The following is a 16115-nucleotide window of genomic DNA, read 5'->3' as shown; positions in this document are numbered from 1 at the left end:
CATCCTTGCATGGCATCGTTATAAAACTAGACGTCATGAGGCGACTGCATTTTGATGCGTCCTTGACTGCTTGTATGGCAGCGTTATAAAACTAGACGGGCGGAGGTGCGAGCCCGTCTAGACGTTGTGAACACGTTTTGGTTCGCTTCTTTTCCATGCCGCTCTGGCAAAGCACCCGTCTCCCCAAGCAACGGCGGTTTATCGAGACGGTTTTTGCTTAATCAAATAATGGTTGGCAACCACTTTTTGATACGTGAAGATCATTCCATCATCCCCAGCCGCTGCAAGCAACGCTTCCGATGACAAATCGGCGATTTTCGTTCCTGTTGCCCGGTTATAAATGGCTCGACTGGTAATGATATATTGACGGCTCGCCGCCCGCAGCGGCTCCGGAAATTGTGCGGCCACCAATGCGCCAGAATGGGCTGGATGGATGCGCGCCGTTCCGTAAAAAATCTCCCCGCCGTTCATAAAAAAGGCATCGTCCCCTCCAGGGAGGGACAACAGTTCCGAAACATGCCAATCGGAAAGCCGCACCGCATACAGGTCGTGATCCGATGTTCCTTCCTGTCCGACATACAATACATTTTGTTTTTTGTCATACACAATCATCGGGTTGATGAATGCCTTCGGGATCCGCCATTGTTTTTTCGTTTTCATATCATAAACGGCAATCGCTCCCATCAATGTGCGGCTATTGTCGGTGAAGAAAATTTTCCCGCCCCCAATCGCCAATGTGCGCGGAGCAGCGATCAGCGGCACCGTTCCAAGAAACCGCATGGTTTTGGCGTCGTAAATCGCCACTTTCGTCGCTCCCGACAGCGCAACATACACCTTGCCGCCATCAATTTCTATATCCGTCGGCTGCGGTCCGGGATGAATTTCTTTCACTATTTTCATGTCGCTGGCGCGAATGACAAACAGTTTGCTGTCTTCAGCAGACAACACATACAACCATCCGGTCGATGAATCATAAGCCAAACGGGAAATCGGCACATTGGTGAAAGCATAATGGGACGATCGAACGTAATAGCTCTCATCGGCCGGCAATGGATATTTGTAAATTCGATTTTCACCTTCTTTGATCAAGTACAAATTGTACTTCGCATCCATCAGCGCATAGTTCGTCGGGAACGGGAGCGCGCTGACCTTGGCAGAGGTGTAACGGTCATACACCGCCTCATTTGTCACAACGTAGGTCCGTTGAACATCCAAAACAGGGCCGTTATAACAGTCGTGCACCATGTTGATATTTCCGGCATCAATGCGCCGACCCGCAAAAAACACATCGTTTCCGTCAACGATGAGCGGATGGGTGGGCTCGCTGCCCCTCGGCCCTTGATACGAAACTCGCTTCACCACCTTCAAATCGGACAGGCGCAACACCGCTAAATCAGGAATGGCAAAATTGCGGCCGATGAAAGCAAGACCTCGCTTCTCATCGAACACCAACGTATTTTCCGCTGAAAAAACGGCAGAAAAGTTGGGGTCAGCAATCAGCCGGCTTGTTTGGCGTTTCGCCGCCAAATCCCACATATACATCTCATACGTCGTCTTCCCGCGCCCGTACCGCTCTCCGAAAGTGACGATTTTGTTGCCCAACAGGCCAAACGGCAATCCGCTATACGGGGCTCGTTGAATCAGCCGTTTCGTTTTGACGTCAAAAACGTCTATCGATGTTTCAGACGGTACATACAGCTTCCCGTCCCGCAAAAGAAGAGTGATCGACCGTTGGGCATATTTCCGCCATAAAGCGCTGTATGCCCGCAGAGAAACGGTTTCTTGCTTTTTGATCGACAATGTGCCGGCTTCAATAAACAATAACGTCCCTTTTTCCGTGAGCGCATAAATATACCCGTTTTGATCGTCCATAACCCAATCGAGCACGCGCCCAGGAAGCTGTTGCGTACGCGGTCCGGCCGCTTCCGCTTTAGCGGAAGGAGACACATGGACAAGACAGATAAACAAGAAGAGACAAAATAAACAACCTTTCCTGAATGTTGTTCCCATTCCACTCCCCCGTCGAACGATGATTTCTAACTTCAATGCATTCCTTGCGCATAGCATCGCGCAAACAATCAAGCGCCGCTATTGGCCCATTCCTGAACCATCCTTCATATCCATGATAGCCCATCGTTGCTCATCACTTCAAGCTCTTTTTGCCATACGCCCGCCGTTCGGCCGCGCCCACCAACTGCCGCCAATCGCTGTTTTTTCATGAGTGGCAAGGCGACGAACATGATCATGTTTGTCTCTCATTGCTTTCCCATCTTCCGGGCGGTGAAAAACAGCAATGGCCCCTAGCCGACGTCGGATGACATAAAACGAGAAGCCGATGCCACAAGGTTTCTCCACTGGAGAAACAAGGCGGCGAAGCAACATGCTCCTTCAATCACCCGCTTTCTAGGCTTCTTTTCCCCCTGCGTTCAAACAAGTATAATGAAAACAGAGTGTTGAATCGAAACGAGTGTGGTGAGAGAAAATTGAACATTTTACTCATTGAAGACGACGCCACGTTGTTTCAAGAAATCAAACAACGTCTCGAACAATGGTCATACAACGTTTGCGGCATCCGTGATTTCAGCCGGGTGATGGAAGAATTTTCGCACTGCCAGCCACACCTTGTCATCATTGACATCCAGCTGCCGAAATTTGATGGATTTCACTGGTGCCGCCAAATCCGCGCGCATTCGAACGTCCCGATCTTGTTTTTATCGTCGCGCGACCATCCGACCGACATGGTCATGTCCATGCAGCTTGGGGCGGATGATTACATCCAAAAGCCGTTTCATTTTGACGTGCTGATCGCGAAAATCCAGGCGCTGCTCCGGCGCGTGTACGATTACAATACAGGCCCCATCCACCTGCAAACGTGGTGCGGCGCCACCATCGACTATGCCAAAAGCACGGTCACCAATGAACAAGGAACGGTGGAGCTGACGAAAAACGAACTGTTGATTTTAAAACATCTGTTGAACAAGAAAAACACGATTGTAACGCGGACAGAACTGATCGAACAGCTGTGGGAAGACGAACGGTTTATCAGCGACAACACGCTGACCGTCAATGTCAATCGGCTGCGGAAAAAGCTTGACGAACTGGGCTTGGGCCGTTTCATCGAAACGAAAGTGGGACAAGGGTATATGGCAAAGGAAGAGGGGATCGGCTCATGATCAAAGACTACTTGATGGAACGAAAAAGCTGGCTTGTCTTCTTTGTGTTCCTCGAGCTGTTCATTCTGTTTGTCGCTTATCTTGATCCGACGATTCCCTTTTCCTCCGCTCTTTATATCGTCTTTTTAACATCCATCCTCTTTGCCGTCTTTGCCATCATCCGTTGGAAAAAAGAAACGGCATTTTATCAACGGCTGCAAACGTGCCATCTTGCCTTGGACCCCGCTTCCAGCCTGCAGGCGGCAAGTCCGTTCGAACGCATCGTTGAGCGCGCCATGGCCAGCCAAATGGACCAATGGAAACAGGAACTGACCGTCTGCCGAACAGCGTTGGAACAAGAGAGAGATGAACTGCTGACATGGATTCACGAAATGAAAACGCCGCTGACGGCCATGCGGCTCATGATCGAACGAGTCGAGGAGGAAAACACCAAATCATCGCTCCTATACGAATGGCTGCGCATTCATTTGCTGCTCGATCAGCAGCTCCATCAGCGGCGGCTCCCTCACATGGAAAACGATTTATACATCGAACACGTCGAGCTCAAGCCGCTTCTCATCAATGAAATCAAACCGTTGCAGCCATGGTGCATGCAAAAAGGCATCGGCTTTGATCTGCAATTGAACGTCCGCACGGTGCTCAGCGATGCCAAATGGCTTTCGTTTATCATCCGGCAAATCGTGACGAACGCGGTGAAATATAGCGAGTCTTGCGACATTATCGTGAAAAGTTTTCTAGAAAACGGCCATATCCACTTGCAGATTCAAGATTTCGGCCGCGGCATTGATCCGAAGGACTTGCCGCGCATTTTTGACAAGGGCTTCACCTCCACTGCCGAACACCAAAACGAAGCGGCGACGGGAATGGGGCTGTATTTGGCGAAAAAAGCCGCCCAACCGCTTCTGCTTGACTTTCACGTCGAATCTTCACCGGGGCGCGGGACGGTCTTTACGATCGTATTTCCCCAGGAAAACGACCTGATCCGAATGCACGGCATGTGACAAAACTGTCACATGCTGTCTTGTTTTGTTCGAGCAAACAAAGGAGAAAAAGAACCGTTTTGTTTATGATAGAAACGAAGGAGGGGAACAGGAAATGACGATACTCGAAGCAACCAACATCCGCAAAATTTACGGAACAAAGAAAAATCAACAAGAAGTGCTCAAAGGCATTGATTTGCGCGTGGAGAAAGGAGAGTTTCTCGCGATCATGGGCCCGTCGGGATCAGGGAAGACGACACTGCTCAACGTCCTTTCCTCCATCGATCGGGTGAGCGAGGGCGCGATTTTCATCGAAGGAAACAACATCGTCGCCATGAAAGACCGGGAGCTGGCGGAATTTCGCAAGCGCCATGTCGGATTCATTTTTCAAGAGTATCATTTGCTTGACACGCTGACGGTGAAGGAAAATGTCCTTTTGCCTTTATCGATTACGAAAACGCCCAAGCAAGAAGCGGAAAAGAAATTTGCCGAATTGGCGTCTGAACTTGGCATTATTGACATCCAAAACCACTATCCAAGCGAAATTTCTGGGGGGCAAAAACAGCGCGCGGCCGCGGCGCGGGCGTTCATCCATGAGCCGAGCATCATTTTTGCCGATGAGCCGACCGGCGCACTCGATTCGAAATCAGCTTCCGATTTATTGCACAAGCTGCAAAAACTCAATAAACAACGGAAGACGACGATCATCATGGTCACCCATGATCCGGTCGCGGCCAGTTTCTCGAGCCGTGTCGTTTTTATCAAAGACGGACAATTGTATACGCAACTGTATAAAGGAACCGAAACGCAGCAGCAGTTTTTCCAAGCCATTATGCAAACACAAGGCGTGCTAGGTGGTGTTCGGCCATGAGCATGAAGCAACTCTTGTTCCGCAACTTGAAACAAAACATCCAACATTATTATTTGTACGTGTTTGCTTTGATGTTTGCTTCCGCCTTGTATTTCGCGTTCGTGACATTGCAGTACGACCCATCCCTTGATGCCATCAAAGGGGGAGTGAAAGGGGCGGCGGCCGTCCGCACGGGCGCGGTGCTTCTTATCGTGATTGTCGCCGTCTTTCTTTTGTACGCCAATTCCTTGTTTATCCAGCGGCGCGGCCATGAGATCGCTCTTTTGCAGCTGATCGGCATGACGAAACGAAACATCTTTTTGATGCTGGCGGCCGAAAACGTCATTCTTTATTACGGCACGCTGATCATCGGCATATTGATGGGATTTGCCGCTTCCAAGCTGTTGATGATGATTTTGTTTAAAATCATCGATATTCCAGTCAAGGCGTCTCTTTCCTTTTCGGGCCGAGCATTGGTGCAAACGTTGATTGTGTTTAGCGTGATCGATGTCTTCATGATGGGTATGAACCGCTTGTTTCTCAAAAAACAGACGATTGTATCCTTGTTCCGCACGACATCCACAACCGAAGCAAAACATGTATCCGTATGGAACATGGTCGTGGGAATGGCCGGGATCATCCTCATCGGCAGCGGCTATGGTATATCGTTGAAATTGTTTAGCAGCGACTGGAAGAGCGTTCAAGGCTTATTCATGGCCATGGCATTCATTTTAGGCGCGGTCATCATCGGCACCTACTTGTTTTTTAAAGGAACGATCAGCTTTCTCTTCCACCTATGGCGGAAGCGGAAAGGCGGTTATTTGTCGATCGACGACGTGCTTTCCATGTCATCGCTTATGTTTCGCATCAAATCAAATGCCTTGCTGCTCACCATCATCACGACCGTGTCGGCCATCGCGATCGGGTTGATTTCGTTAAGCTATATTTCCTACTATTCAGCCGAACAGGCCGCGCAAAACTACGTCGCCGCCGACTTTGCGTTCACGGACAAAAAAGATGCCGCCCGTTTTACGGCGGCGCTGCGATCTCATGATATTCGCTATCGGGAAACGATGATCGATGTCATTGAAGCACCGACTGATATTTCAATGATTTTAGACATCGCTGATCAAAGCCGGCTCCAGTTTCAGCCGTCCGCCGCGCTGCTATCGGTGATCAGCGACACAAGTACAGGCCGCATCGATGTCAAGCCCGGGGAAGCAGTGCTGACGGGATATCAGGACATTCTCCGCCAATTCTTGCCGTTTAAAGAAACGGGAACGATTCGCTTAGAAGAAAACGGCCGCATGGTCCCACTTCATTACCTTGGGATGAAAAAAGGCTATTACGTCAACTACCATTTCACGCACGGCATGCCCACCGTCGTCGTCGATCAAACGATGTTTGCTCGCTTGCAAAAAGAAACCGATCCACAAACGAAAAAGGTGCATATCGGAATTCACCTGACTGACGAAACAAATATCGAGCGGGCTGATCAGCTGTTTCAACGCATGGAGTTTTCCTCCATCGCCGATTCGCGCCTGATCATGAGCCGCCATCAAAAACAGACATTCGGATTGATCATGTTTGTTGTCACCTTTTTAGGGCTCGCCTTTTTGGTCACCTCCGGCTGTATTCTTTACTTTAAGCAAATGGGCGCCGGCGAAGAAGAGCGGCCGAATTACACCATTTTGCGCAAACTCGGATTCACCGAAAAAGACTTTTTCAGGGGCATCCGACAGAAACAGCTGTTCTACTTTGGGGTTCCGTTGCTTCTTGGATTGTCTCACAGCTATTTTGCCGTCCGTTCCGGCTGGTTCTTTTTCGGCACCGAACTGTGGACGCCGATGTTGACGGTGATGGCGATTTACACGGTCTGCTATTCGCTGTTTGGCATGTTGGCTGTACGTTATGACAAACAGCTGCTTCGTGAGGCGCTATGAGCTTAGAACGGGGCTCGTGCAGAATGTAGCACCTAGAAGACTGGTGAAAAACCGCCGTTTCCCCTGATCAACGAGGGAACGTGTGAAAAGCAGCCTCGATGCTACAAGGCTTCTCTATTTGAGAAATGATGCCGGGAAGCGGCATGCTTCCTGAAATCACCGCCCTCCTAGAGGGCCGGGGAGGAAAGGATCAGGTTGTCTCACTTCCTTGATCATGTGCTCACCGATCCATGAGGCATGGACCTCCTTGTCGGCAGTTGGTGGTACATCGATTCCAACCGAGGAGTCCGGTTCATGTCTCTTTTTTGTTTAATTGTCAATGTATGTTAGCCAATTTGCTCATCTACAGGTTTAAAAATGGGAATAAAGGCTCTTGTTTTTTAAAAATTTTCCAATAAAAATTCATTGTAAGTATATTAAGGGGAGATAGAGGGAGAACTTCTCTTCATGAATCGAAAAAAACGATTTGCCTTATTTCTCGCCGTGCTGATGATCATTTTCTTTTTCATCTACATGTTTGAAGAACAAGTGCTGCGCTTTTAGACTACAAAGCGGTCAAATTGACGATACTGATCTCTTTAATCACGATTATTGTCGGCGATGCCATTTATCGACGCACGTAATCAGATGCCCAGCGTGAACGGAAAGGTCCGCCGGGCGACGATGTCGGGCAACTTACATGCAGTGTCAACGGTTGGAGAGAAGTTTCATCAAGCGCCAAAAACCCTTAGAACCTCATGCGGCTCTAAGGGTTTTTTGCTTACTTCAACCATTCCGTATGGAAAATGCCTTCCTTATCGACGCGTTCGTACGTGTGGGCGCCGAAGTAGTCGCGCTGCGCTTGGATTAAGTTGGCCGGGAGCACCGCCGTTCGGTAGCTGTCATAGTAGGCGAGGGCGCTGGCGAATCCTGGCACTGGAATGCCGCGCATCGCCGCGGTGGCGACGATTTCGCGGAGCGCGTCTTGATAGCTTTCGACGATGTTTTTGAAGTACGGATCCAAGAGCAAGTTCGACAGCTCCGGATCGCGGTCGTACGCCTCTTTAATTTTTTGCAAAAATTGCGCACGGATGATGCAGCCGCCGCGGAAAATCATGGCGATGTCGCCGTAGCGCAAGTTCCAGTTGTATTCCTCAGACGCCGCTTTCATTTGCGCAAACCCTTGGGCGTATGAGCAAATTTTGCTCATATAAAGCGCGCGGCGCACCGCTTCGATGAAGTGGGCGCGGTCGCCTTCAAACGGCCTCACCGCCGGGCCTGCCAGCACTTTGCTTGCTTTCACGCGCTCGTCTTTCATCGCCGAGATGAAGCGGGCGAATACCGACTCGGTGATGATCGGCAGCGGCACGCCTAAATCGAGCGCGTTTTGGCTCGTCCATTTGCCCGTTCCTTTTTGCCCGGCCTTGTCCAAAATGACATCAACAAGCGGCTTTCCTGTTTCTTCATCGATCTTCGTGAAAATGTCAGCGGTGATTTCGATTAAATAGCTGTTCAATTCGCCTTTGTTCCAGTCGGCAAACACTTCGTGCAGTTCAGCGGCGTCCATGCCGAGCACATGTTTGAGCAGGAAGTATGCTTCGGCGATCAGCTGCATGTCGCCGTATTCGATGCCGTTATGCACCATTTTCACGTAATGGCCGGCGCCGTCCGGACCGATGTACGTCGTGCACGGCTCGCCGTCGACTTTGGCGGCGATGGCTTCAAAAATCGGGCGTACGAGCTCATGCGCTTCTTTTTGTCCCCCCGGCATGATCGATGGGCCTTTCAGCGCCCCTTCCTCACCGCCGGACACCCCTGTGCCGATAAAGTGAATGCCGAGTTCAGCGAGCTCTTTGTTGCGGCGCTGGGTATCTTTAAAGTACGTATTGCCGCCGTCAATGACAATATCGCCTTTTTCCAGATGCGGCTTCAGCTGTTCGATCGTCGCGTCCGTCGGCGCTCCCGCTTTCACCATCAGCAAAATTTTCCGCGGTTTTTCCAAGGCGTTGACGAATTCTTCGATGCTGTATGTACCGACAATGTTTTTTCCTTTCGCTTCTTGCAAAAACTCATCCGTTTTTTCGCGCGAACGGTTGTACACCGCCACCGAATAGCCTTTGCTTTCGATGTTGAGCGCCAAGTTTTTCCCCATGACCGCCAGTCCGATGACGCCGATTTGCTGTTTCACCATTGTCCAACGTCCCTTTCCGTTTTGGTTTGTTCATCAAACAACATACCATACGTTTACACTTGCCTGCAAGTTTTTCTAAACCGATTTAGGAACGGGGCGGCAAGACGGGCTTTGTTTGGCATGTTCATACGAAAAGGGGCGTAACGCCCCTCATGCTTAGTAGCCTCCATAGTGCGGGAAGCCGTACGGCGAAAACGGATAGTGGCCATCATGCATCCCGTATGGAAAGTGGTGATAGCCGCCATATCCCCCGTACCAATAAGGATAGTAGCCATACGGATAGTGGCCGTAGCCGCCATAGTAAGGCGGATAAAAGCCGCCCGGATACGGGCCAAACGGTCGAACCATGGAATGCGCCTCCTCTTCATCGGTTGAAGTTCATTTCCATGGTTAGGATATGCGCGGAAGAAAAAACGGTATAGGCCAACACCTATATTGCCTCATTCTCTTGGGCAGCCGCTCGGGCAGCGGCCACTTGCGCACGAATCTCTTCCGCCTCATCCAAATGGGCAAACAAGACGCGCGGGTCAAGCACGGTCAACAGCCGGTCCTCTTGCGTCGCCATCCCGACAAGATACGGCGTGCGCTCCGCGGACATCAGTTGAAGCGGTTTAATCGCCCCAGACTCAATATCAGCGATTTCCTTTGCCTCATCGACGATAAACGCCACTGACAAACCATCAACCGCAGCCACGACAAGGCGCGTCTGGTCCGTTTCTTCGATGGCCCGGCCGTACAACAGCTTCCGCATATCAAGCACTGGCATGAGCTCGCCGCGGATGCGCACGACGCCGGCCATATAGTCCGGCATATGGGGCACCGCGGTCGGCGCCGTCATTTTTTCAATGGAGACGACATACGCGATCGAAACGGCGTACTGTTCCCGCTCAACGCGAAAGACCACATATTTGTCCATTCCCCTGCCACCTCTCTCATGATTGACATCGTGTCTGCTTTTTTTATCGGCCGATTCCGGCTGAATGTTCAGCGGATTTCGGCGTCCGAAGAAAAAAGAGCATCCGTCCTCGGGATGCTCACTCAGCATTGGCGACTTCTTCGACAATGGCGATGACCATTTCCGTCAGTTTGACCAACTCTTCAATCGGCATCCGCTCGTTCGTCGTATGGATTTCTTCATAGCCGACAGCAAGGTTGACCGTCGGAATGCCGAAGCCGGCAATGATATTGGCATCGCTGCCGCCGCCGCTTCGCTGCAGCTCGCACGGCCGGCCGATTTTCGCCGCCGCCCGTTTGGCAATTTCCACAACATGGTCGCCGTCTCCGAATTGAAAGCCTGGATACATCACCTCCACCTCGACATCGGCGCGACCGCCCATTTCCGCGGCAACCGTTTCAAACGCCTCTTTCATCTTCGCCACTTGGGCTTCCATTTTTTCTGGGACGAGCGAGCGGGCTTCCGCTAAAATATCGACGCGATCGCAGACAATGTTCGTTTGCGTGCCGCCTTCGAAGCGGCCGATGTTGGCCGTCGTCTCCTCATCGATGCGGCCGAGCGGCATTTTCGCGATCGCTTTGGCCGCGATCGTAATGGCGGACACCCCGCGCTCGGGAGCCACACCGGCATGAGCGGTTTTGCCGTGCACGACGACTTTCAGCTTCGCCTGCGTCGGCGCGGCGACGACGATGTTGCCGACTTTGCCGTCGCTGTCCAACGCATAGCCGTATTTCGCTTTGAGCAACGACGGATCGAGCGCCTTCGCCCCGACGAGCCCCGACTCTTCCCCGACCGTGATGACGAATTGAATCAAGCCGTGGGGGATGTGTTGCTCTTTCAACACCCGAATCGCCTCCAACATCGCCGCCAAGCCGGCTTTGTCATCGGCGCCTAAAATTGTCGTTCCGTCGGTGACGACATAGCCATCGCGAATCGACGGTTTTACCCCTTTGCCCGGCACGACCGTATCCATATGGGATGTGAAGTAAATCGGATCGACTCCGTCTTTCGTCGCCGCCAGCGTGCAAATCAAGTTGCCGGCGCCATGCCCTGTTTTCGCGGCCGCATCGTCTTCGATCACCTCAAGGCCGAGCGCTTCAAACTTTTGTTTCAGCACCTTGGCGATCTCACCTTCATGCTTCGTTTCCGAATCGATTTGCACGAGCTCCAAAAATTCGTCGACAAGACGTTGCTCGTTCACCATCCGCATTCGTCCTCCTATGTATAGTTTCCCTTTTCAGTATACCGGAATCTCTCGCCCAACACCAAACTGGACGCTGAGCAGGAGGCGGCGGACCCCTTGTCCCCGTCTTTCGTTGCCAAAGAGAAAAAAACAATCCCATCCATAAGAAAAATGCTGCCTGCTATTTTATAGGCATTCGTAATGACAAAGAAGGCGCTCCATCGCTTTTGGAGACGCCCTCTTCGATCGCTTACAGCGGAATGTTGCCATGCTTTTTCTTCGGCCGCTCTTCATGCTTATGACGAAGCATCTCGAGCGCTTGGATGAGCTTGATTCTCGTGTCGCGCGGGTCGATGACGTCATCGATCATGCCGTATTTGGCGGCGACGTACGGGTTGGCGAATTTCTCGCGGTATTCGGCAATTTTTTGCGCCCGCGTTTCTTCCGGATTCGGGCTGTTTTCAATTTCGCTCGCGAAAATGATGTTCGCCGCCCCTTGCGGCCCCATGACGGCCACTTCGGCGTTCGGCCACGCATAGACGACATCGGCGCCGATCGATTTGCTGTTTAAAGCGACGTACGCACCGCCGTACGCTTTGCGCAAAATGACGGTGATTTTCGGCACCGTCGCTTCCGAGTAGGCGTACAAAATTTTCGCCCCATGGCGGATGATGCCGCCGTGCTCCTGCTTGACGCCCGGGAAAAAGCCGGTGACGTCCTCAAACGTAATGATCGGGATGTTGAACGAATCGCAAAAACGGATGAACCGCGCCGCCTTGTCGGACGAATCGATGTCCAACCCCCCGGCCATAAACTTCGGCTGATTGCACACAAGCCCCACCACCTCGCCTTTGATGCGGGCAAAGCCGATCACGATGTTTTTCGCAAAATCTTTTTGCACTTCCATAAACGATCCGTCATCAACGACGTGGGCGATGACATGGCGCACATCGTACGGGCGGACGGCGTCAATCGGCACGACATCGGCCAAATCGGGCCGGTAGTCGTCCCCGTCCGGAATCGGGCCAAACGGTGGCTTTTCGTTATTGTTTGACGGCAAATAGCCAAGCAGCCGCCGCACCTCGGCGAGCGCCTCCTCTTCATTCGCCGCCGCAAAGTGGGCGTTGCCGCTGATCGTGTTGTGCACGCGGGCGCCGCCTAAATCTTCGGCGCTGATTTTCTCCCCGGTCACCGCTTCAATCACTTTCGGGCCAGTGATGAACATTTGGCTCGTTTTTTCGACCATGAACACAAAATCGGTGATGGCCGGCGAATAGACGGCTCCACCGGCGCACGGCCCCATGATGACGGAAATTTGCGGAATAACCCCGGAGTAAATGGCGTTGCGGTAAAAAATGTGCCCGTACCCGTCCAGCGACAAGACCCCTTCTTGAATGCGGGCGCCGCCCGAATCGTTCAAGCCGATGACCGGCGCCCCGGTTTTCGCCGCCAAATCCATGATGTTCGTGATTTTTTTTGCATGCATTTCCCCAAGCGCCCCACCGAAAACGGTGAAATCTTGCGAAAACACAAACACCGTGCGGCCGTTGATCTTCCCGTAGCCGGTGACGACCCCATCGCCCGGCCCCTTCTTTTCCCCAAGGCCAAAATCGGTGCAACGGTGCTCGATGAACGGATTGAGTTCGACAAACGTTCCTTCGTCCAAAAGCAAGTCAATCCGCTCGCGCGCGGTCAGCTTCCCTTTCGCGTGCTGCTGTTCGATTTTCTCGTCGCCGCCGCCCAGTTCAATCTCACGTCGGCGGTCATACAGTTCGTTGATTTTGTCGTACATGTCGCTCATCGGTGTCCCTCCGTTTGGTTCGTTCGCTCGCAAAGTTCATACAACACGCCGCCGGTCGATTTCGGATGCATGAAGGCGACGAGCGCCCCACCGGCGCCGCGTTTCGGCGCATCTTGAATCATGCGGATGCCGTGCTCCTTCAGCTCACGGATGCGCTCGGTGATGTCCTCGACGCCAAGCGCCACGTGATGGATCCCTTCACCGCGCTTTTCGATAAATTTCGCCACCGCGCTCTCTGGCGACAGCGGCTCGAGCAACTCCAGTTTCGCCTCTCCGGCCTGCAAAAACGCCACTTTCACCTGCTCCGACTCGACTTCCTCGATGCCAAGAAACGGCAGGCCGAGCACATCCGTATAAAACGGAAGCGCTTTCTCGATCGAGCGGACAGCAATGCCGATATGGTCGACTTTTTTCACTTGCATCGTCTGCAACCCCTTTGCTGCAAAATGATCCATCCAACCATGTATGATTCGCCGTTTCGACAAAAAATCCTGCTTTTTGTTTTTCCTTGTCCGCCCTGCTGTTTGCCGTTACAATAAACGTAGAACAGCGGACGGAAGGAGGACGGACCGTTGTCGCGCAAAACACAAAAATTCATTGTCTATTTGATGCTCATTTGCATGCTGCTGACGACGCTTCTTGCCGGCATCAGCATGTGGTTTTAACCGCACTCCGTAAAAAACGCAAGCTCCAAAACCGGAAGCTTGCGTTTTTCATTCGACGGCGCCGTATCGTTTGGCAATGGCGTAAAACGATTCGTTGCTGCGAAGAATGAGCACGTTGGCGCCAATCGACACCCGTTCGTACAGCTGCTCAACATGGCGGTTGTGCATGCGCACGCAGCCTTGCGAAACGTAGCCGCCGATCGACGCCGGGTTGTTCGTACCATGAATGCCGTAGATGCGCCCGTCCGTCCCGCGCGCGTTAAAGCCGATCCACCTTGTGCCGAGCGGATTGTTTGGCGCTCCGCCCGGGATGTTCTTTTTCCGATAATACGGGTTTTTCGCCTTCACCGTCACGGTAAACAGTCCTTCCGGCGTCAGTTCGGCATTCACCCCCGTTGCCACCGGATAAACGGCTTCGATGCGGCCGTCGCGGACGAGCGCCAGTTGATTGAGCGCTTTGTTCACAATCACAAGCGGCTTCGCCTCCGCCGCCGCCTGAAAAGGCGCCGCGAACACCACAGCCATCGCCAGACAAATGACCAACCAAATTCGCATCATCAGTCCATCCTTTGTTTGAGCGTTTGGCCATAGTGTGCGCCAAAACGGATGGACATATGCCCTGTATCATGCCTTAAGCCGCTGCTGTTTTGGTTCGTTTCCGGGATGAAATTGGCTTTTGATGATTAAATATCGCTCCAATTCGCGCACTAAATGAAACAGCGCCGCCCGCTCTTCAAACTGCTCGCGGGTCGTTGGCAGCGGCATCTCCTTAAACTGCTCGCGCATCTCGGCAAGACGCCGCAAAAACCGATCGGCCGTATTTCCCGGGTGAATGGCGTCGCTTAATTCGTCGATAAAATTGGCGATCATCATCCGCTGCTCAACCGTGTACGTCAGCGACGTCACAAGTGGAAGCATATGCTCGATGATTTCCAGCTGCCGCTCACGCATGCGGAAGTAGCGGACGTATTCATCTTCGTTCCTCCATAGTTGGTTGTCGGCGTGGCGCATCGCTAGCTTTTTGGCCTGCTCAAGCATCTCCGCGGCAAGCGGCAGCTCCTTCCCATCCCAATCGAGCTCATTGGTGCGCAAATAGCGCACGATTTCTTTTAAAATGATGCGAAACAAATCCTCGACAATGCGCTGGTACTCTTTGAGCTGCTTCTCGGCGCTCGGCATGTACATGTTGACGATGAGCGCCACCCCGATGCCGACAGCGACCAACAGCAGCTCATTGACGACCCATTCCCATGTGATCTCCTTGGCCGCATACAAATGCAAAATGATCACCGAGCTAGTCGCAATGCCTTCGTTGACTTTCAGCCGGACGGTCACTGGAATAAACACTAACAGCAGCAGCCCGATCGTCCACGGATGGTAACCGAAGACGGCAAAAAACAACGCCGCAAACCCGATCGCGACAACGCACGCCGCCAAACGGGCCCGCGCGGTCTCAAGCGACCGCTTTTTCGTCACTTGAACGCACAAAATGACGATAATGCCGGCAGAAGCGAAGTTGTGAAGGCCGATAAACTGAGCGATGGCGATCGCCAGCGCCGCCCCGACCGCCGTTTTCAACGTCCGATAGCCGATTTTCATCGCGCCGTCTCCTTTGCCAATGGTTGCCGACTTCATTGTACCGATGACGGCGCTTTCGATGCAAGGAAAAACGGACAATCTTCGGCTCACGCGCCCTGCATCCTGAAGCCCATCTGCCCCAACCGCCGCGGAGGGGCAAAAAAAGACGGCTGTCCGCTCATGTGGGATAGACCGTGCTAGACACAAAAAAGAGGCACGTTTTATGAGCAGGCGTTCTCATCAATCGTCTTTCCATCGCGCTCGATTTCCCGCCGGATCGTCTCGTTCAGCACGGCGAAAAAAGCACGTCGCATGAGTAAACGCCGACAATGTCGTCAATATACTCCGCCACTTGCTTCGACGCGGCAATGACGTTTTTCAAATACAACAGCAACCGAAACGCATGCTGGTGCAATAGTCTAATCAATTCCTGCTCATCCATGCCACCGTTCTCCTTTAGCCATTGTCTTAAATAGATCTATGCCTTCGAAAACGGCGCTCGGTTCGTCTTCATATAACGCTGCAGCTCTTCGTAAAAATTTTCACATTATCCGCTAGCTCAATCAGCACTTCATTTCCAATTCCTAATTGCTCATAAAAATCTTTAGGGATTGTAATTTGTTTTTTACTTGATACAGCAATGCGCTTCACACGTTTTTTCTTGTCATCTGGGAGTTTGTCCATCGGTACCTTCTCCTTTGTCATCGAATCTGATGGTACCATATTATTCCTCTCTTTCCTGAAACATAACCAAATTTCTTGGTTGCTTTACTAACCATCATAACACGGAGCGAAAGCAAACACAATGATTGGCCCC

The 16115-nt window shown here is 52.1% G+C and carries 17 protein-coding genes; 5 read left to right on the top strand and 12 right to left on the bottom strand.

Translation table 11 applies throughout. From position 1 onward, the window contains the following. Positions 1-198: 198 nt before the first annotated feature. Together N685_RS0111385 and N685_RS20155 are read right to left on the bottom strand one after the other, a co-directional pair. Positions 199-2010 (bottom strand): hypothetical protein, encoded by a 1812-nt coding sequence (locus N685_RS0111385; RefSeq protein WP_031408448.1) that lies wholly within the window; start codon positions 2008-2010, stop codon positions 199-201. A gap of 104 nt (positions 2011-2114) precedes the next feature. Then, a complete protein-coding gene (locus tag N685_RS20155; RefSeq protein ID WP_272945218.1) occupies positions 2115-2246 on the bottom strand; it encodes a hypothetical protein in 132 nt (43 codons plus the stop codon). 237 nt (positions 2247-2483) lie between these two features. On the opposite strand from N685_RS20155, the gene N685_RS0111375 reads away from it, so the two are divergent. The 4 genes from N685_RS0111375 (at position 2484) to N685_RS0111360 (ending at position 6946) form a co-directional block, all read left to right on the top strand. Further along, the gene (locus N685_RS0111375) at positions 2484-3173 is read left to right on the top strand and encodes a response regulator transcription factor (protein WP_031408446.1); all 690 of its coding nucleotides are present in this window, start codon (positions 2484-2486) and stop codon (positions 3171-3173) included. After that, positions 3170-4174 (top strand): sensor histidine kinase, encoded by a 1005-nt coding sequence (locus N685_RS0111370; protein ID WP_031408443.1) that lies wholly within the window; start codon positions 3170-3172, stop codon positions 4172-4174. The genes N685_RS0111375 and N685_RS0111370 overlap by 4 nt, the downstream gene beginning before the upstream one ends. A 94-nt stretch (positions 4175-4268) precedes the next feature. After that, a complete protein-coding gene (locus N685_RS0111365; protein WP_031408441.1) occupies positions 4269-5024 on the top strand; it encodes an ABC transporter ATP-binding protein in 756 nt (251 codons plus the stop codon). After that, positions 5021-6946: an FtsX-like permease family protein gene (locus tag N685_RS0111360; RefSeq protein ID WP_031408439.1), complete on the top strand. Its 1926-nt coding sequence runs from the start codon at positions 5021-5023 to the stop codon at positions 6944-6946. The genes N685_RS0111365 and N685_RS0111360 overlap by 4 nt, the downstream gene beginning before the upstream one ends. A 760-nt stretch (positions 6947-7706) precedes the next feature. Here the strand turns inward: N685_RS0111360 and gndA are convergent. From gndA to mce, 6 genes are all read right to left on the bottom strand, one after another. After that, a complete protein-coding gene (gndA, locus tag N685_RS0111350) occupies positions 7707-9116 on the bottom strand; it encodes an NADP-dependent phosphogluconate dehydrogenase (protein ID WP_031408437.1) in 1410 nt (469 codons plus the stop codon). Positions 9117-9272: 156 nt separating this feature from the next. Then, positions 9273-9464, bottom strand: coding sequence for a hypothetical protein (locus N685_RS0111345; RefSeq protein WP_031408435.1), 192 nt, complete (start codon positions 9462-9464; stop codon positions 9273-9275). Positions 9465-9546: 82 nt separating this feature from the next. After that, positions 9547-10032, bottom strand: a complete 486-nt coding sequence (locus tag N685_RS0111340; protein WP_031408433.1) for a chemotaxis protein CheW — start codon at positions 10030-10032, stop codon at positions 9547-9549. Between the two features lie 118 nt (positions 10033-10150). Then, a complete protein-coding gene (locus N685_RS0111335) occupies positions 10151-11275 on the bottom strand; it encodes a tripeptidase T (protein WP_031408431.1) in 1125 nt (374 codons plus the stop codon). A gap of 229 nt (positions 11276-11504) precedes the next feature. Continuing rightward, positions 11505-13055 (bottom strand): acyl-CoA carboxylase subunit beta, encoded by a 1551-nt coding sequence (locus tag N685_RS0111330; protein ID WP_031408429.1) that lies wholly within the window; start codon positions 13053-13055, stop codon positions 11505-11507. Further along, a complete protein-coding gene (gene mce / locus N685_RS0111325) occupies positions 13052-13477 on the bottom strand; it encodes a methylmalonyl-CoA epimerase (protein WP_031408427.1) in 426 nt (141 codons plus the stop codon). Before mce ends, N685_RS0111330 begins: the two co-directional genes overlap by 4 nt. Positions 13478-13627: 150 nt before the next feature. Between mce and prli42 the strand changes: the two genes are divergently transcribed. Next, complete coding sequence (gene prli42 / locus N685_RS19585) at positions 13628-13720, top strand: stressosome-associated protein Prli42 (RefSeq protein ID WP_156961392.1); 93 nt, start codon at positions 13628-13630, stop codon at positions 13718-13720. A 48-nt stretch (positions 13721-13768) separates the two neighbouring features. Here the strand turns inward: prli42 and N685_RS0111315 are convergent, their stop codons facing one another. From N685_RS0111315 to N685_RS19580, 4 genes are all read right to left on the bottom strand, one after another. Continuing rightward, a complete protein-coding gene (locus N685_RS0111315) occupies positions 13769-14275 on the bottom strand; it encodes a L,D-transpeptidase (protein ID WP_031408425.1) in 507 nt (168 codons plus the stop codon). 69 nt (positions 14276-14344) lie between these two features. Continuing rightward, positions 14345-15319 (bottom strand): aromatic acid exporter family protein, encoded by a 975-nt coding sequence (locus tag N685_RS0111310; protein ID WP_031408423.1) that lies wholly within the window; start codon positions 15317-15319, stop codon positions 14345-14347. A 265-nt stretch (positions 15320-15584) separates the two neighbouring features. Beyond that, positions 15585-15740, bottom strand: coding sequence for a hypothetical protein (locus tag N685_RS19875; protein ID WP_193363901.1), 156 nt, complete (start codon positions 15738-15740; stop codon positions 15585-15587). A 68-nt stretch (positions 15741-15808) separates the two neighbouring features. Further along, complete coding sequence (locus N685_RS19580; protein ID WP_156961391.1) at positions 15809-15982, bottom strand: AbrB/MazE/SpoVT family DNA-binding domain-containing protein; 174 nt, start codon at positions 15980-15982, stop codon at positions 15809-15811. Positions 15983-16115 lie beyond the last annotated feature (133 nt).

This window comes from Geobacillus vulcani PSS1, from assembly GCF_000733845.1.
Taxonomy (GTDB): Bacteria; Bacillota; Bacilli; order Bacillales; family Anoxybacillaceae; genus Geobacillus; species Geobacillus vulcani.
Note: the sequence above shows the minus strand (reverse complement) of the source record. Positions and strands in the feature narration are given on the sequence as shown.